Source organism: Maricaulis sp. (genome assembly GCF_048270095.1).
Taxonomy (GTDB): Bacteria; Pseudomonadota; Alphaproteobacteria; order Caulobacterales; family Maricaulaceae; genus Maricaulis.
Map to the genome: position 1 here is coordinate 46,494 of NZ_JBLWTL010000011.1, position 16,775 is coordinate 63,268.

The following is a 16,775-nucleotide window of genomic DNA, read 5'->3' on the forward strand; positions in this document are numbered from 1 at the left end:
TGACATGACCGCGGATATGCTCTCCCACGACCTGTCGCTCCTGACACCGGAACTGATGCTGGCTGGCGGCGCCATGGCGCTGTTGATGCTCGGGGTTTTCCTCAAAGGGGCGGGCACACCGCGCCTTGTCCATCTGCTGACAATCGGGCTTCTGGTCGCCGCCGGTTTTGCCGCGCTTTTCCTGACTGGCGATGATGGCCAGGCCTTTGGCGGCGCCTTCGTGCTCGACTCGCTGGCGAAATATTCCAAGGTCGCGATTACGCTGGCCGCAGCTGTCGCCCTGCTTCTGGCATTGCCCTATCTGGAGTCAGAGAAGCTCTCCAAGATCGAATTTCCGGTTCTGGTCGCGCTGGCCGTCACCGGCATGGTGATGATGGTTTCGGCCAATGACCTGATCTCGATGTATATGGCCGTCGAGCTGCAATCACTGGCGCTCTACGTATTGGCGGCGTTCAATCGCGACAGCCTGCGCGCCTCCGAAGCCGGCCTCAAATATTTCGTCCTCGGTGCACTGTCCTCCGGCCTGCTGCTGTATGGTGCCTCGCTGGTCTATGGCTTCAGCGGGTCAACCGGTTTCAACGAGATCGCCATCGCCGTCGCCGGTGAGCCGTCCATCGGCCTGATCTTCGGCCTGGTCTTCGTGATTTGTGGTCTCGCCTTCAAGGTTTCCGCTGCGCCCTTCCACATGTGGACGCCGGACGTTTATGAGGGCGCTCCCACGCCGGTCACCGCCCTGTTTGCCTCGGCGCCGAAAATGGCGGCCATCGTGCTGCTGGCGCGCGTTCTGCTGGAGCCCTTCGGGGGCATGATTGACCAGTGGCGCGATGTCGTCTGGATCATCGCCGTCCTGTCGATGGGGGTCGGTGCCTTTGGCGCGCTGACGCAGCAAAACTTCAAACGCCTGATGGCCTATTCCTCGATTGGCAATATCGGTTACGCCCTCGTCGCGATCGCCGCTGCCAGCCAGACCGGTATCTGGGCGCTGCTGGTTTTCATGTCGCTCTACATGATCTCCGTGGTCGGCACGTTCGGCGCAATGCTGTCGATGCGGACCCGCGAGGGCATGGTCGAGCAGATCTCTGACCTGGCCGGGCTGGCGCAAACCAATCCGGGCCTGGGCTGGTCCCTGACCGCGCTGATGTTCTCGATTGGCGGTCTGCCCTTCTTTGTCGGCTTCTTTGGCAAATTCTTCGTCGTCTTCTCGGCCGTCCAGTCGGACCTTCTCATCCTCGCGGTTCTGGCGGTCCTCTTCAGCGTCGTCAGCGCGGCCTATTATCTGCGCATTATCAAGGTGATGTGGTTTGATGCGCCGGAAGTGAATTTCGTACAGCCGGCGATGAGCATCTACTGGGTCACCCGCGTGGCGGGTTGGTCGACCTTGCTGCTGCTGCCGGCCCTCGGCTGGATGGTCTACCGGGCCTTCAGTGTTGGCCTGGACGTGCTCTAGACATTGACCGCACCTGCGCCCCGGATCGAATGGCTCGAACAGACCGGGTCGACCAATGCAGAGGCTCGCGAGCGCGCCATGGCGGGCGAGCGCGGCCCGGTCTGGATAGCGGCGCAGCGCCAGACAGCCGGCCGTGGCCGGCGCGGCCGCGACTGGCACAGTCTCGACGGTAATCTGTTCGCCAGCGGCCTCTATGTGTTCGACCGTCCGCCGGGGCAGGCGGCGCAATTATCCTTCATTGCCGCGCTCGCGGTCGCCGCGGTCTGCGACGCGGCGCTGGGCGATGCCGGACGGACGCGGCTGAAATGGCCCAATGATGTGCTGGTCGATGGCCGCAAGGTCGCCGGCATCCTGCTCGAATCCGGCGCGGCGCCCGGCGGCGGGCTGTGGCTTGCCATCGGTGTCGGTATCAATCTCGTCGCGGCACCGGACGACACGGAACGGCCGGCGATCAGCCTGGGACAGGCCGGAGGCCGGCTGGACCGCGAAGCCGCCCTGGCTGTGCTCGCCGAGGCTTTCGACCGCGAGTTCCAGACGTGGATGCGCGCCGGTTTCGGGGGCGTGCGCGATCACTGGCTGGCCCGCGCACACGGGCTCGGTGAACGCTGCCTGGTTCGCCTCGCCAATGAGACGCTTGATGGATCTTTCGGCGATCTCGGGCCGGACGGCGCGCTGCGGCTCGACTTGGCCTCGGGTCAACACAGGTATATCTCCGCAGGCGAAGTGTTTTTCCCGGCGACGGGATAGGAGAGCCAGACATGCTGCTCGTGATCGATTGCGGTAATACCAATATCCTGTTCGGCATTCATGATGGTGAGGACTGGCGAGCACAATGGCGCGCCGGCACCGAGAGCACCCGCACGGCGGATGAGCATGCCGTCTGGCTGTCGCAACTCATGGCGCTGCGCGGCTTCAAATTTTCCGATATCAATGCCTGCGTAATCTCGACCGTGGTGCCGCAAGCCCTGTTCAATCTGCGCAATCTGGCGCGGCGCTATTGCGAATGCGAGCCGGTTATTGTCGGGGAACCGGGTGTCCGCCTGGATATCGAGGTCCGGCTCGACCGCCCGCAGGATGCCGGTGCCGACCGCCTGGTGAATGCGCTCGGCGCCCGCGCCCGCTATTCCGGTGCCCTGATCGTGATCGATAGCGGGACCGCGACGACCTTCGATGTCATCGCCGCCGATGGCGCTTTTGAGGGCGGCATTATTGCGCCCGGCATCAACCTGTCCATGCAGGCCCTGCACGGTGCGGCGGCCAAACTGCCGCGTGTGGCGATTGCCAAGCCGGACCGCGTTATGGGCAAGGATACGGTCAGCGCCATGCAGTCTGGCGTGTTCTGGGGCTATATCGATCTCATCGACGGGCTTGTCGAACGGCTCAGGTGTGAGTATGGCCAACCCATGACGGTGATCGCAACGGGCGGCGTGGTTTCGCTCTTCGACGGCGCGTCCCGGACGATCGAGCATTACGATCCCGATCTCACCATCCGAGGCCTGCTGGAGGTCTGGAAACTCAATGGCGGTGCCAATTGACCGATAGCATGTATTTTCTGCCACTGGGCGGTTCCAACGAAATTGGCATGAACCTCAATCTCTTCGGCTATGGGCCAGAAGAGAATCGCAAATGGATCATCGTCGATTGCGGTGTGACCTTTGGTGATCTTTCGACGCCCGGCGTCGATTTGATCATGCCCGATCCGGAATTCATCGCGGAGCGCCGCGGTGATCTCGTCGGTATGGTGCTGACGCACGCCCATGAAGACCATATGGGCGCTGTGGCGCATCTCTGGCGCAAGCTGCGCTGCCCGATCTGGGCAACACCCTTTACCGCCTGGCTGGTCCGCGACCGGCTGCGCGAGCATGGTCTGCTCGATGCGGTGACCCTGCATGAGGTCGGGCTCGACAGCCGTTTCAATGTCGGCCCGTTCGATTGCCAGATGATCACATTGACCCATTCCATTCCCGAGCCCAATGGCCTGGCGATCCGTACCCCGGCCGGCCTGGTGCTTCACACGGGTGACTGGAAGATTGATCCTGATCCGCTGATCGGCGAAGCCACCGATATCAAGGCCATCACCGCGCTGGGTGAAGAAGGCGTGCTCGCAATGATTTGCGACAGCACGAATGTTTTCTCCGAAGGCGAATCCGGCTCGGAAGCCGATGTCCGCGACGAGCTGATCAAGGTGGTCGGCGAGCACAAGGGCAGGGTGGCGATCGCTGCCTTCGCATCCAATGTCGCGCGTCTGCAATCGGCGATCGAGGCCGCCGAGGCCAATGGCCGCCGTGTCTGTCTGGTCGGCCGCTCCATGCATCGCATGACCGCAGCGGCGAAGGCGGTGGGCATGCTGTCGCACGTCCAGGACTTCGTCAGCGAGGAAGAAGCGGTCACCTATCAGAAAAACCGCATCCTCTATCTGTGCACCGGCAGCCAGGGCGAGGAGCGCGCAGCGCTGTCGCGCATCGCCGCCGGCAATCACCGCAATGTCACCCTGACCAAGGGCGATACCGTGATCTTCTCCAGCCGGGTGATCCCGGGCAATGAAGTCGGGATTTTCGAGCTGCAGAACCAGCTGGCCGAAAAAGGCGTCGAAATTATCACTGAGCGCGACCGGCCGATCCATGTTTCCGGCCATCCATGCCGGGGCGAGCTGGCGCAAATGTATGCCTGGGCCAAGCCGAGCGTGGCCATCCCGGTGCATGGCGAACGTCGCCATTTGCTTGAGCACGCTGCCTATGCGCGCCAGCTGCAAGTGCCGCACTCGGTTTCCGTGCGCAATGGCGACATGGTCGAGATCCGCTCCGACGGCACCGCCTCGATCATTGATGAAGCGCCGGCCCGGCGTCTGCATCTCGACGGCAAATTCCTCACCCCGTCGGATGCGACCTCGATGCGCGAACGCCGCCGCCTGGCGTCAGCCGGCTATATCGTTGTCGCGCTTGCGGTTGATGCCAAGGGGCGTCTGATCTCGGGTCCGGATATCAAGCAGGCCGGCCTCGCCGAGAGCGCCGATTTCTCGATTGATGATTTCCTCGATGCGCTTGAAACCTCGGCGGAAGCGTGTTTCGAAAAACTGCATCCGCGCGTCAAGAAGGACGAGGATCAGGTCGAGGAAGAGATCCGCCGCGCGGTCCGCCGCACGGCCTCGGGCATCTGGGGCAAGAAGCCGATGGTCGATGTCATGGTTTTGGCGGTCTAGGGAGAGCGAAATGAAGGTCGGACGTCTCAATCATGTCGGGGTCGCGGTACCGGATATCGAAGCCGCCAAGCAGACCTATGCCGATCTCTACGGCGCCACCGAAGCGACCGAGACGCGGGATTTCCCGCATCTCGGTGTTCGCGTTGCTTTCGTGAAGCTGGCCAATTCCGAGATTGAATTGCTCGAACCGCTGGGCGCGGAGAGCCCGGTGCACAAATTCCTCGAGCGCAATCCCAGGGGCGGCCAGCACCATCTCTGCTTTGAAGTGGCCGACATCATCGCCGCGCGCGATGATATGCGGGCCAGGGGCGCGACCGTGCTTGGCACCGGCGAGCCCTATGTCGGCGCCCATGGCGTGCCGGTGATCTTCATCCACCCCAAGGATAGCTGCGGCCTGTTGATCGAGTTGATGCAGGAGCCGGCGCGATGATGAAATGGCTCGCCCGCGGCGCGGTGGCTCTGGCCGGCCTGCTATGGCTGTCACGTTTCTTCATCCGCGATGGCGGTGTGGGTATCGTCAATGGCGTTGTGGTCTTCACCCTGATCTGGTGGATCCTGCTTTTCACCATGCTCCCGATCGGTATCACCAGCCAGCAGGAGGAGGGTGATGTCGTGGCCGGCAGCGAGCCGGGCGCACCCGTCCGCCCCAATCTGGCGAAGAAGCTGTGGTGGACGACGGCGATCACGTCCGGGCTCTGGATCGTCTATTTCTTCCTGATGCTCAGCGGCGTGCTGGAACAGCTCATCCCGCATGGCGGACGCTGGTAGCCACAGCTTGGAATGCTGCGGGGGCCGGGGCCGCCGCTTGTAATCCACCGCAGACCCGCTCTAATGATATTCAAGCCCTCCGACACGGATACCGATTCATGCGCTTGTCCCGATTTTTCCTGCCTGTCCTGAAAGAAACCCCTGCGGACGCCGAGATTATCTCGCATCAGCTGATGCTGCGCGCCGGCATGATCCGCCAGCAGAGCGCCGGGATCTACACCTGGTTGCCGCTGGGCTGGAAAGTCCTGCAAAAGATCGAGCAGATCGTGCGCGAGGAACAGAACCGCGCCGGCGCCGTGGAAATGCTGATGCCGACCCTGCAATCGGCCGATCTGTGGCGCGAAAGCGGACGCTATGATGATTACGGCCAGGAGATGCTGCGCATCACCGACCGCAAGAAGCGCGACATGCTCTACGGGCCGACCAATGAGGAGATGATTACCGACATCTTCCGCAGTTATTGCCGCTCCTACAAGGACGTGCCCAAACTGCTCTATCATATCCAGTGGAAATTCCGCGACGAGATCCGGCCGCGTTTCGGTGTCATGCGCGGGCGCGAATTCCTGATGAAGGATACCTATTCCTTCGATACCGACGAGGCTGCGGCCCGCAAATCCTATAACCGCATGTTCATCGCCTATCTCAACACCTTCACGCGCCTGGGCCTGAAGGCTGTGCCGATGCGTGCCGATACCGGCCCGATTGGCGGCGATCTCTCGCATGAATTCATCGTCTTGGCCGAAACCGGCGAGAGCGAGGTTTTCTGCCATGCCGACCTGGTCGAGATGGGCGCGCCCGGCGCGAGCGTTGATTTTGATGGCGATTTGCAGCCCCTGGTCGATCAGCGCACCGCGCTCTATGCCGCGACCGAGGAAATGCACGACCCCGCCGCCTTCGCGGAAGTGCCCAAGGACCGGCAATTATCGGCCCGCGGTATCGAGGTCGGCCATATCTTCAATTTCGGCACCAAATATTCCGAGCCGATGAAGGCCAATCTGACCCATCCCGATGGTCAGGACCGTCCCGTGCATATGGGCTCTTACGGTGTTGGCGTCTCGCGCCTGTTTGGCGCCATCATTGAAGCGCATCACGATGAGAAGGGCTGTATCTGGCCTGACAGCGTGGCGCCGTTTGATGTCGGCATCATCAATATGCGCGCTGGCGACGAGGCCTGCGATACGGCGTCGGACGCGGCCTATGCCAGCCTGGTCGCTGCCGGTCTCGACCCGCTCTATGACGACACCGACAACCGCGCCGGGGCGAAATTCGCCACCGCCGATCTGATTGGCCTGCCTTACCAGCTCGTGATCGGGCCGCGCGGCCTGAAAGAGGGCAAGGTCGAGGTCAAGATCCGCCGCAGCGGCGAAACCCATGAATTGGCAATCGAGGATGCGGTGGCGCGCCTGGCAGCACGAGACTTTGCCCATGGCTGAAGCCCCGCCGATCGATCCGGGCGGCGCGATGCCGTTCAGCCCGTATGAATTCCAGATCGCGACGCGCTATCTGCGCACCAAGCGCAAGAATGGCGGCGTCGCCCTGATCGCCATGATTTCCTTCGCCGGGATCGCGCTGGCGGTGACCGGGCTGATCGCCGTGATGTCGATCATGAATGGTTTCCGCAATGAATTGTTCAGCCAGCTGCTGGGATTCCAGCCGCATGTCTTTGTCGATACACGCGAGATCGAGCCCGGCGGGATCGACGCGCTCGTTGCCGAGATCGAGGCGATGGCCGGCGTCAAGAGCGCCGACCCGGTCGTGCAGGGTCAGGTGATGGCCTCTACCGATCAATACGAGACTTTCCTGCAAGTGCTCTCGATCAGCCCGGAGGATCTGGCCGCGCTGGATGTGGTGAGCAGCGGCGATGATCCGCGCAGCCATACCGGGATCACGCATGGATCGATCGAGGAATTTGGTGCGGGCCGCAATGGTGGCGATGTCATCGTGCTGGGCACCGGGGTCGCGCGGCGGCTGAACGTCAATGTCGGTGATTACGTCACCTTCCTGACGGCGCGCGGTGCTGCGACCTCCTTCGGCGTCGCACCGCGGCGCAAGGCCTATTATGTGGGGGCATTGCTGGCGGCCGGCGTTTCCACGATTGATGACGCGATTGCCTTCATGCCGCTGGAACAGGGCCAGCTCTTCTTCGGGCGCGGTTCCGCTGTCGACATGATCCAGGTCCGGCTCGACGACCCCGAGCTCGCGGCAAGCTTTGTTGACCCGATCGCGGCGATCATCGGCTCCAATGCGGTCGTCTATGATTACACCCGGCTGGATCCGGCCTTTTACAACGCCCTGCAATTTGAACGCTCGGCGATGCGCCTGGTGATGACGATTGTCATCGCGATTGCGGCGCTGAATATCATTTCCGGCCTCGTCATGCTGGTGAAGAACAAGAGCCGCGACATCGCCATCCTGCGCACCATGGGAGCGACCCAGGCCTCGGTCTTGCGGATATTCCTGATCGTTGGCGCCAGTATTGGCATGCTCGGCACGCTGGCCGGGATTATTCTGGGGATTTTGTTCGTGATCAATGTCGGGCCGATCCAGGATTTCATCACCTGGGTCACCGGCGCCCAGGTCTGGGATCCGAGCGTGTATTATCTCTACCGCATTCCCGCCGACCTGGACTGGGGCGAGGTTGCCTTCGTCTCCCTCTTCGGTCTCGCGGTCTCCTTGCTGGTGACGCTGCCGCCGGCCTGGCGCGCGGCCCGGCTCGATCCTGTCGAGGCGCTGCGCTATGAGTGAGCCGGTTCTGGAATTGCGCGATATCGAGCGCACCTATGTCACTGAGGCCGATGAGTTGCACGTCCTGCGCGGCGTCAATCTGGTGATGATGCCCGGCGAAATCGTCGGCCTGGTCGGCCCATCGGGTTCGGGCAAGTCCTCGCTATTGCACGCGGCGGGTCTGCTGGAGCGCCCCGATAGCGGCGAGGTGCTGATCGGCGGCGTTCCGACGCGCGACATGCCGGACCGCCTGCGCACGGCTATGCGCCGCCGCGATGTCGGTTTTGTCTATCAATTCCACCATTTGCTGCCGGAGTTTGATGCGCGGGAGAATATCGTCCTGCCGCAATTGATTGCCGGCGTCTCGCAGCGCCGTGCCGTCGAGCGGGCGGACCAATTGCTGGCCATGCTCGGCCTGACCGGGCGGGCGGCGCATCAGCCGGCCCAGCTTTCCGGTGGCGAACAGCAGCGCGTCGCCATTGCCCGTGCGCTGGCCAATTCACCGCGGGTCTTGCTGGCCGATGAGCCGACCGGAAACCTCGATCCGGCGACCTCCTCGACGGTGTTTGAGGCCTTGCGAAATACGGTGAGAGAGCAGGGCGCCGCGGCCCTGGTGGCGACCCATAATCACGACATCGCCGAGCGCATGGATCGGGTCGTGACCTTCGCCGATGGTCAACTCACCGCCTATACCGGCCCCTGAATTCTCCTCAACGAAACGGATTTTGTTGGTGTTCCGCTTGACGGTCTGCGTTTTTCGTGAAAAGAACAAACCATGAACACGCAAACGGAGGGGTTCAAGATGCGTCGTATGGTTCAGGATATCTCGGCGGCCACCGCCATTCTCGGCTTCACCTGGATGATCACCATGTGGGGATCGGTTCTCGGCTCGGTCTGATCGCGTTAGACTTCAAGATTCGGCGCGCGGGGTGCGCGCCGGTATCTGATCGGGTTGACGGGAGAGGCGGCGATGAGCACGAAACAGGCCTTTGTGCATTTGCGCGTTCGCTCACCCTATTCCTTGCTCGAGGGCGCGATCCGGATTCCCAAACTGGTCGAGGCTTGCCTCGCCCAGGACATGCCGGCCGTCGCGCTCACCGACACCAATAATCTCTACGGCGCGCTGGAATTTTCAGAATATGTCGCGGGGGCGGGGATCCAGCCGATCATTGGCTGCACGCTCTCGATCCGGCTCGCCGTGCCGCATCCCGGTGAGCGCGCCGCACCTGACGGAACGATCGCGCTTCTGGTCCAGAACGAGGCCGGCTACCAAAATCTGATGGCGCTCTCCAGTGCCGCTTTCCTCGATGTTGACGGCACTGAAGAACCGCATGTTCCACTTGAGCAGGTGCTGGCCCATGCCGAGGGGCTGATCGCCCTGACCGGCGGGCCAGACAGCGCGCTCAACCGGCTGATCGTTTCAGGCCGCAAGCCCGACGCCGCTGCCTTGCTCGACCAGTACCAGGCGGCTTTTGGCGACCGGCTCTATCTTGAGCTCCAGCGTCATGGCCTCGCCGAGGAGCTTGAGGCCGAGAACTGGCTTGTCGAGCAGGCCTATGCGCGCGAGCTGCCCCTGGTCGCCACCAATGAGGCCTATTTCCCGGATGCCTCGATGCACAAGGCGCATGATGCGCTGCTGTGCATCTCGCAGAGTTCCTATGTCTCGGTCACTGACCGGCGCCGGGTGACGCCGCTGCACTATCTCACCAGTCCGGACGAGATGAATGCGCGCTTTGCCGATCTGCCCGAGGCGCTGGCCAACACGATCGAGATTGCGCGCCGCTGCGCCTTCCGCGTTCGCACCCATGCGCCCATCCTGCCGAGCTTTCCAACCGAGGCCGGCCGCGATGAAGGCGAGGAGCTGATCGCCCGGGCGCATGAGGGGCTGACCGCGCGGCTCGCCGCCGGTGCGGCCGCTGCACCGGAAGAGGATTATCGCGCGCGGCTCGATTTCGAACTCAACGTCATCAGGGAAATGGGCTTTCCGGGCTATTTCCTGATCGTTTCGGACTTCATCCAATGGGCCAAGCAGCACGATATTCCGGTCGGTCCGGGCCGGGGCTCCGGGGCCGGTTCGCTGGTCGCCTATTCGCTGACCATTACCGATCTGGACCCTTTGCGCTTTGGTCTCCTGTTTGAACGCTTCCTCAATCCGGAACGGGTCTCCATGCCCGATTTCGATATCGATTTCTGCCAGGAGCGCCGCGGTGAGGTGATCCACTACGTCCAGGAGCGTTACGGCGCTGACCGGGTCGCGCAGATCATCACCTTCGGTACGCTGCAGGCGCGCGCCGTGGTGCGCGATGTCGGGCGGGTGCTGCAAATGCCGCTCGGCATGGTCGACCGGCTGGCCAAGATGGTGCCCGCAAATCCGGCCAATCCTGTGACGCTGGGCCAGGCGCTCGATCTCGAGCCGCGCCTGCGCGAAATGCAGCGCAATGACCCGTCGGTGGCGGCGCTGCTGGAAGTGGCGCTGAAGCTGGAGGGCTTCTTCCGTAACGCCTCGACCCACGCCGCTGGTGTCGTGATTGGCGACCGGCCACTCAATGAGCTGGTGCCGCTCTACCGCGATCCGCGCTCCGATATTCCCGCCACCCAGTTCAATATGAAATGGGTCGAGCCGGCCGGTCTGGTGAAGTTCGATTTCCTCGGCCTGAAAACCCTGACCGTCATCGCCCGGGCGCTGCAATATGTCGAGACGGCCGGCAAGGCCGTGCCCGATCTCGAACAGATCGAGTTCGATGACGGGCCGACATTCGAGCTGCTGGCCTCGGGCCATGCGATCGGTGTGTTCCAGCTGGAATCCACCGGCATGCGCGACACGCTGAAAAAGATGAAACCCGATCTGATCGAGGATCTGATCGCGCTGATCTCGCTCTACCGTCCCGGCCCGATGAAAAATATCGACGTTTATGTCGACCGCAAGTTTGGCCGCGCCGAGGTTGATTGTCTCCACCCCGATCTGGAGGGTGTGCTGCAGGAGACCTATGGCGTCATCATCTACCAGGAACAGGTGATGCAGATCGCCCAGATCCTGTCGGGCTATTCGCTTGGCGAGGCTGACCTGCTGCGCCGGGCCATGGGCAAGAAGAAAAAGGAGGAGATGGACAAGCAGAAAGCCCGTTTCCTCGAAGGCGCTGAAGGGCGTGGGGTCAACCGGGCCAAGGCGGGCTATATCTTTGAGCTGGTGGCGGAGTTCGCCGGTTATGGCTTCAATAAATCGCACGCCGCCGCCTATGCCCTGATCGCCTATCGCACCGCCTACCTGAAAGCCAATTACCCGGTCGAATTCATGGCCGGCCTGATGTCGCTGGACCGGGCCAATACCGACAAGCTGTCGGCCTTCTTCCAGGAAATCCGCCGCATGAAGATCGAGGTGCGGCCGCCGGACGTGAATGCCTCGCATGCCGATTTCACCGTCGAGGAGGGCACGATCCGTTTCGCTCTCGGCGCGATCCGCAATGTCGGCTTTGCGGCTATGGAGCATATCGTCGAAGAGCGGATGGCCAATGGCCCGTTCAAGGATTTGTATGATTTCGCCGAACGGATCGACCCGCGCGATGTGAACAAGCGCACATTCGAAAACCTGGCCCGGGCGGGCGCTTTCGACAGTCTCGATCCGGACCGGGCGCGCGTATTCGGCGCCGCGGAAATCCTTGTCTCGATGGCCCAGCACGCGGCCGAGCAGCGCGAGAGCGCCCAGGCCAGCCTGTTTGGTGGCGGCGATACTGACAGCGCCCTGGAACGTCCCGTCATCCCCGAGCGCGAACCCTGGATCGCGACCCAGCGGCTTGATGGTGAATTGGCGGCGATCGGATTTTACCTGTCGGGTCACCCGCTCGATGATCTGTCCGAACAATTGGCCGGGCGAGGGGTTGTCTTCTTCGCCGACGCGCCGGCGCGCGTGGCCGATGGCGCGACGGCGCTTCGGCTCGCCGGTGTCGTGCGGCGGCGCCAGGAGCGTGTATCCAACAAGAATGGTGAGCGCTTCGCCTGGGTTACCCTGTCGGACCCGACCGGCGAGTTCGAGGTCTTTGTCGCGGCGGACCTGTTGCAGGCCTCGCGTGATTTGCTCGATGCCGGCACCGCCATCCTGGTCAATTGCCGCGTTGATGCCCGCGACGACCAGATCGGCTTCTTCTCCGACCGGATCGATGCGCTCGACATGCAGTTTTCCGCCGACGGTCTGCGGATCCGGCTCGACAGCGCCCAGGCCCTGGCCGGCATCCAGGCGCGGATGGAGCGCGCCGACACCCGTCCCGATGCCCAGCGCCGGGCGGTGGTACAGCTGCTGGTTCCCTTGCGCGATGGCGGTGAGGTGGAGCTGAAACTGGCCGGTCGGCACTGCGCCGACGCGGCCGTGCAGGCGGCCCTGAAAGCCGTTCCCGGCGTCGCCTCGGTCGAAACCGTCTGACCGGTGCGGCTCCCTGCGCCGGGGCGCTGTTGCACCGCTTGCTATTGGCCCGCTTCAAACGTATAAGCCGCGCCATCCCGCACACGGGGCTCGGAAGACGTCAAAATCTTTCGCTCCGGTGCCGTTCGACGTCGAACGGCTCCGCTCCGTGGAGGCCAACCGGAAAAAGGACTTAACGATGGCACTCCCTGATTTCTCCATGCGTCAGCTTCTCGAAGCTGGCTGTCACTTTGGTCACCAGACCCACCGCTGGAACCCGAAGATGAAAGATTTCATCTTTGGCGAACGCTCCAACATCCACATTCTCGATTTGTCGCAAACCGTTCCGCTGCTGCACCAGGCCCTGGTGAAAGTGCGCGATACGGCAGCCAAGGGCGGCCGCGTGCTGTTCGTCGGCACCAAGCGTCAGGCCTCCGAGCCGCTCGCCCTGGCGGCCAAGCGCTGCGCCCAGTATTACGTCAATCACCGCTGGCTTGGCGGTACGCTGACCAATTGGCGCACGATCTCATTCTCCATCGCTCGCCTGCGTGAGCTGGAAAGCATGTTCGACAGCGAAGGCGGCCTCGGCGGTCTGACCAAGAAAGAACAGCTGATGCTGACCCGCGAGCGCGACAAGCTCGAGCGCGCGCTTGGCGGTATCAAGGACATGGGCGGCGTGCCGGACCTGATGTTCGTGATCGATACCAACAAGGAAGGCATTGCCATCCTGGAAGCCAAGAAGCTTGGCATTCCCGTGATCGCCATCCTCGACAGCAATTGCGACCCGGACCTGATCGACATGCCTATCCCGGGCAATGACGATGCCAGCCGCGCGATTTCGCTCTATTGCGACCTGATTGCCGATGCTGTCCTGGACGGCATGACCGACAGCCAGATGGCGATGGGCGTTGATATCGGTGAAGCCGCAGCCCCGGTCGAAATCCTGGTCGAGGAAACGGCCGCTGAACCGGCTGCGCCTGAAGCGGCTCCTGAAGCGGCTGCCGCGACTTCGTCCGACACTGACAAGACCGAAGCGTAAAGCCTCGATCACACCACAAGACTCAGGAGATACCGATGGCTGCGATTACTGCTGCTCTCGTGAAGGAACTGCGCGAGAAGACCGGCGTAGGCATGATGGATTGCAAGAAGGCGCTGACCGAAAATGGTGGCGACCTCGAAGCCTCCATCGATTGGTTGCGCAAGAAAGGCCTGTCCAAGGCTGCCAAGAAAGCTGACCGCATTGCTGCGGAAGGTCTCGTTGCTGTGGCGACCGAAGGTCATACCGGTTCGGTTATCGAGCTCAATTCCGAAACGGATTTCGTGGCGCGCAATGTCGCCTTCCAGAATGCCGCTGGCGAAATTGCCAAGCTGGCCCTGACGGCCGGTGACGAGATCGACGCGATCAAGGCTGCCAAAATGGCGTCCGGCGACAGTGTCGACGACCATCTGACGCATCTGATCGCAACGATCGGCGAGAATATGTCGCTGCGCCGCGCTGCGGTCGTGACGGCCAATCCGGGCGTTGTCGCCAGCTATGTCCACAACGCTGTGGTCGATGGCATGGGCGCGCTCGGCGTGATCGTCGGTCTGAAATCGACCGGTGATGCGGCTGCGTTGAATGATCTCGGTCGCAAGATCGCCATGCACATTGCTGCTGGCGCTCCGGCTGTCGCGCTCTCGGTAGACGTCGATGGCGTCGATGCCGCGATTGTCGACAAGGAACGCGAAGTGTTTGCTGCCCAGGCTCGCCAGTCCGGCAAGCCCGAGAGCATTGTCGAGAAGATGGTCGAAGGCCGGATCCGTAAATTCCTCGAGGAAGTCGTGCTCGTGAAGCAGGCCTTCGTGATGGACCCGGATCGCACGATCGAGAAAGTGGTGGCTGACGCGGCTGCCGAACTCGGCACGTCAATCGAAATCACCGGCTTTATCCGCATGGCCCTCGGTGAGGGTGTGGAGAAACGTCCGGAAGAAGATTTCGCTGCCGAAGTCGCTGCCGTCTCCGGCAAAGCCTGACAATAGCAGAGCGCCGGCGCTTTCAAGCGCCGGCGCTTTGTATATGCTGCGCCCTGTGACCGATTCATCTGCATCCTCGCCCCAGGGCCCCGCCACCGCGCCGCGTTTTCGCCGCGTGCTCCTGAAAGTGTCCGGTGAAGCCCTGATGGGCGCCCGCACCAACGGGATTGATCTTGAAACCGCCAGCCATATCTCGGGGCAGGTCGCTGACGCGGTCGCTGCCGGGGTGCAGGTCTGTCTTGTGATCGGCGGCGGCAATATCTTCCGCGGCCTGTCCGGCGCCGCCAAGGGCATGGATCGTACCGCCGCTGATTATATGGGCATGCTCGCGACCGTGATGAACGCGCTGGCCATGCAGAGCTCGCTCGAGCGCATCGGGGTCCAGACCCGCGTCCAGTCCGCCATTCCGATGACCACAGTCTGCGAGCCCTATATCCGGCGCCGCGCCATGCGTCATATGGAAAAGGGCCGGGTGGTGATTTTCGCTGCCGGTACCGGCAATCCCTATTTCACGACCGATACGGCCGCCGCCCTGCGCGCGGCTGAAATGGGCTGTGACGCCCTGTTCAAGGGCACCCAGGTCGATGGTGTCTACAGCGCCGACCCGAAAACCCATCCCGATGCCGAGCGCTATGACCAGCTGGAATATCTCGATGTGCTGTCGCGCGATCTACGTGTGATGGACGCTTCTGCGGTCTCCCTGATGCGTGAGAACGCCATTCCGATCGTGGTGTTCGATATCCATCAACCCGGCGGCCTGGTGGATGTATTGCACGGACGCGGTGTCTGCACGATTATCGGCAAGGTGCGCTCCGAGAGTGCCGGCAGCGAATAGCAAGATAACCGGCGGCGAGTAGCAAGAAACCCGGCGGCGAATAGCAAGAAACAAAGGGCAGTGCCATGAGCGACGCGACCGATTATGACGAGGACGATCTCAAACGCCGCATGACCGGCGCTGTTGACGCCCTGCGCAAGGAATTTGCCGGTTTGCGGACCGGGCGCGCCAGCGCTGGCCTGCTCGAGCCGATCCGGGTCGAGGCCTATGGCTCGCCAACCCCGCTGACCCAGCTGGCCACAGTCTCGGTGCCGGAATCGCGCATGATTACGGTCTCGGTCTGGGATCGCGCCCTGGCCCCGGCCGTCGACAAGGCGATTCGCAATTCACCGCTCGGGCTCAATCCGATCATGGAAGGCCAGATGTTGCGCATTCCGATCCCGCCGCTCAATGAGGAGCGCCGGGCCGAGATCGCCAAGCTGGCCGGCAATTATGCCGAAAGCGCCCGCGTTGCGGTGCGCAATGTACGCCGTGACGGTATGGACGGGCTCAAGAAGCTCGAAAAGGACGGTGTCCTCTCCGAGGACGAGCAGAAGTCCTTTGCCGAGGATGTCCAGAAGTTGACGGACGATGCGATCAAGCGCATCGATGAGAGCCTGAAGGCCAAGCAAGAAGAGATCATGCAGGTTTGATCGGCCTGCACTGCGGAGCGAGACCATGAGCGAGGACGTCTCTGCGCTCAGTCCGGCGCCCAGGCATGTCGCCATCATCATGGATGGCAATGGCCGCTGGGCGAAGGCACGGGGCCGCCCGCGGGCATTTGGCCATGCACGCGGCGTGGAAGCTGTACGGCGTGTGGTCGAGGCCGCCGGCGAAATGGGCGTGCGCCATCTCACCCTGTTCAGCTTTTCAACGGAAAACTGGAACCGGCCGGCCGATGAGGTCGGGGCGTTGTTCGAACTGATGCGCCGCTATGTCGAGGCCGATCTGGAAACCCTGCGCGGGCGCGGGGTGCGGGTGCGCATTATCGGACGCCGCGACAATCTGAGCGCCGAGCTGAGAGCGATCATCGAGCGCGCTGAAGAGGGCACGCGGCATAACCGCGATTTCCATCTGACCATCGCCTTCAATTATGGTGGCCGCGATGAAATCGTCCGCGCCAGCCGGGAGCTGGCACGGGCGGCGAAGGCGGGCGAGATCGATCCGGAAACCATTGATAGCGACGCGTTTGGCGCCGGCCTCGACACGGCCGACCTGCCCGATGTCGACCTGGTGATCCGGACCAGTGGCGAACAACGCATTTCCAATTTCCTGCTCTGGCAGGCGGCCTATGCCGAGTTGCTTTTCCTTGACGTATTGTGGCCCGATTTCGAGCCCCGACACCTGGCGGCGGCAATCGAGGCCTTCCAGCAGCGCGATCGCCGCTATGGGGGGCTGGATGCCGGCGCGGCGTGAT

At 62.7% G+C, this 16,775-nt stretch carries 15 protein-coding genes; all 15 read left to right on the plus strand.

What is annotated here, in order from left to right:
- Nucleotides 1–4: 4 nt before the first annotated feature.
- The 15 genes from nuoN (at nucleotide 5) to ACN0YJ_RS08355 (ending at nucleotide 16,774) form a co-directional block, all read left to right on the plus strand.
- Nucleotides 5–1,447 carry an NADH-quinone oxidoreductase subunit NuoN gene (gene nuoN, locus ACN0YJ_RS08285; protein ID WP_417475968.1) on the plus strand — a complete coding sequence of 481 codons (1,443 nt, stop codon included), beginning with the start codon at nucleotides 5–7 and terminating at the stop codon, nucleotides 1,445–1,447.
- Nucleotides 1,448–1,450: 3 nt separating this feature from the next.
- A complete protein-coding gene (locus ACN0YJ_RS08290) occupies nucleotides 1,451–2,194 on the plus strand; it encodes a biotin--[acetyl-CoA-carboxylase] ligase (protein ID WP_417495907.1) in 744 nt (247 codons plus the stop codon).
- 11 nt (nucleotides 2,195–2,205) lie between these two features.
- Entirely contained in the window at nucleotides 2,206–2,982 is a 777-nt protein-coding gene (locus tag ACN0YJ_RS08295; RefSeq protein WP_417475971.1) for a type III pantothenate kinase, read from the plus strand.
- A 47-nt stretch (nucleotides 2,983–3,029) separates the two neighbouring features.
- Nucleotides 3,030–4,646, plus strand: coding sequence for a ribonuclease J (locus ACN0YJ_RS08300; protein ID WP_417489093.1), 1,617 nt, complete (start codon nucleotides 3,030–3,032; stop codon nucleotides 4,644–4,646).
- 10 nt (nucleotides 4,647–4,656) lie between these two features.
- Nucleotides 4,657–5,076, plus strand: coding sequence for a methylmalonyl-CoA epimerase (mce, locus tag ACN0YJ_RS08305; RefSeq protein ID WP_417495908.1), 420 nt, complete (start codon nucleotides 4,657–4,659; stop codon nucleotides 5,074–5,076).
- Nucleotides 5,073–5,414, plus strand: a complete 342-nt coding sequence (locus ACN0YJ_RS08310; protein WP_417475974.1) for a DUF1467 family protein — start codon at nucleotides 5,073–5,075, stop codon at nucleotides 5,412–5,414. Before mce ends, ACN0YJ_RS08310 begins: the two co-directional genes overlap by 4 nt.
- A 98-nt stretch (nucleotides 5,415–5,512) precedes the next feature.
- Nucleotides 5,513–6,847, plus strand: coding sequence for a proline--tRNA ligase (proS, locus tag ACN0YJ_RS08315; protein WP_417495909.1), 1,335 nt, complete (start codon nucleotides 5,513–5,515; stop codon nucleotides 6,845–6,847).
- Nucleotides 6,840–8,159, plus strand: coding sequence for a lipoprotein-releasing ABC transporter permease subunit (locus ACN0YJ_RS08320; RefSeq protein ID WP_417495910.1), 1,320 nt, complete (start codon nucleotides 6,840–6,842; stop codon nucleotides 8,157–8,159). Before proS ends, ACN0YJ_RS08320 begins: the two co-directional genes overlap by 8 nt.
- Nucleotides 8,152–8,841, plus strand: coding sequence for an ABC transporter ATP-binding protein (locus ACN0YJ_RS08325; protein ID WP_417495911.1), 690 nt, complete (start codon nucleotides 8,152–8,154; stop codon nucleotides 8,839–8,841). Before ACN0YJ_RS08320 ends, ACN0YJ_RS08325 begins: the two co-directional genes overlap by 8 nt.
- Nucleotides 8,842–9,108: 267 nt before the next feature.
- Complete coding sequence (dnaE, locus tag ACN0YJ_RS08330; RefSeq protein WP_417495912.1) at nucleotides 9,109–12,552, plus strand: DNA polymerase III subunit alpha; 3,444 nt, start codon at nucleotides 9,109–9,111, stop codon at nucleotides 12,550–12,552.
- Nucleotides 12,553–12,730: 178 nt separating this feature from the next.
- Nucleotides 12,731–13,570: a 30S ribosomal protein S2 gene (rpsB, locus tag ACN0YJ_RS08335; protein WP_417475979.1), complete on the plus strand. Its 840-nt coding sequence runs from the start codon at nucleotides 12,731–12,733 to the stop codon at nucleotides 13,568–13,570.
- A gap of 35 nt (nucleotides 13,571–13,605) precedes the next feature.
- The gene (tsf, locus tag ACN0YJ_RS08340) at nucleotides 13,606–14,544 is read left to right on the plus strand and encodes a translation elongation factor Ts (protein ID WP_417475981.1); all 939 of its coding nucleotides are present in this window, start codon (nucleotides 13,606–13,608) and stop codon (nucleotides 14,542–14,544) included.
- 43 nt (nucleotides 14,545–14,587) lie between these two features.
- Nucleotides 14,588–15,379, plus strand: a complete 792-nt coding sequence (pyrH, locus tag ACN0YJ_RS08345) for a UMP kinase (RefSeq protein ID WP_417475982.1) — start codon at nucleotides 14,588–14,590, stop codon at nucleotides 15,377–15,379.
- Nucleotides 15,380–15,444: 65 nt separating this feature from the next.
- On the plus strand, nucleotides 15,445–16,011 hold the full coding sequence (gene frr, locus ACN0YJ_RS08350; RefSeq protein ID WP_417475984.1) for a ribosome recycling factor: 567 nt from the start codon (nucleotides 15,445–15,447) through the stop codon (nucleotides 16,009–16,011).
- A 25-nt stretch (nucleotides 16,012–16,036) separates the two neighbouring features.
- The gene (locus ACN0YJ_RS08355; protein WP_417489096.1) at nucleotides 16,037–16,774 is read left to right on the plus strand and encodes an isoprenyl transferase; all 738 of its coding nucleotides are present in this window, start codon (nucleotides 16,037–16,039) and stop codon (nucleotides 16,772–16,774) included.
- Nucleotide 16,775: the final 1 nt, after the last annotated feature.

Excerpts from the sequence above, each read along its gene's own strand:
- nuoN (WP_417475968.1), top strand. The coding sequence starts at position 5 with ATGACCGCGGATATGCTCTCCCACGACCTGTCGCTCCTGACACCGGAA.
- ACN0YJ_RS08295 (WP_417475971.1), top strand. The coding sequence starts at position 2,206 with ATGCTGCTCGTGATCGATTGCGGTAATACCAATATCCTGTTCGGCATT.
- ACN0YJ_RS08300 (WP_417489093.1), top strand. The coding sequence starts at position 3,030 with ATGAACCTCAATCTCTTCGGCTATGGGCCAGAAGAGAATCGCAAATGG.
- mce (WP_417495908.1), top strand. The coding sequence starts at position 4,657 with ATGAAGGTCGGACGTCTCAATCATGTCGGGGTCGCGGTACCGGATATC.
- ACN0YJ_RS08310 (WP_417475974.1), top strand. The coding sequence starts at position 5,073 with ATGATGAAATGGCTCGCCCGCGGCGCGGTGGCTCTGGCCGGCCTGCTA.
- proS (WP_417495909.1), top strand. The coding sequence starts at position 5,513 with ATGCGCTTGTCCCGATTTTTCCTGCCTGTCCTGAAAGAAACCCCTGCG.
- ACN0YJ_RS08320 (WP_417495910.1), top strand. The coding sequence starts at position 6,840 with ATGGCTGAAGCCCCGCCGATCGATCCGGGCGGCGCGATGCCGTTCAGC.
- ACN0YJ_RS08325 (WP_417495911.1), top strand. The coding sequence starts at position 8,152 with ATGAGTGAGCCGGTTCTGGAATTGCGCGATATCGAGCGCACCTATGTC.
- dnaE (WP_417495912.1), top strand. The coding sequence starts at position 9,109 with ATGAGCACGAAACAGGCCTTTGTGCATTTGCGCGTTCGCTCACCCTAT.
- rpsB (WP_417475979.1), top strand. The coding sequence starts at position 12,731 with ATGGCACTCCCTGATTTCTCCATGCGTCAGCTTCTCGAAGCTGGCTGT.
- tsf (WP_417475981.1), top strand. The coding sequence starts at position 13,606 with ATGGCTGCGATTACTGCTGCTCTCGTGAAGGAACTGCGCGAGAAGACC.
- pyrH (WP_417475982.1), top strand. The coding sequence starts at position 14,588 with ATGCTGCGCCCTGTGACCGATTCATCTGCATCCTCGCCCCAGGGCCCC.
- frr (WP_417475984.1), top strand. The coding sequence starts at position 15,445 with ATGAGCGACGCGACCGATTATGACGAGGACGATCTCAAACGCCGCATG.
- ACN0YJ_RS08355 (WP_417489096.1), top strand. The coding sequence starts at position 16,037 with ATGAGCGAGGACGTCTCTGCGCTCAGTCCGGCGCCCAGGCATGTCGCC.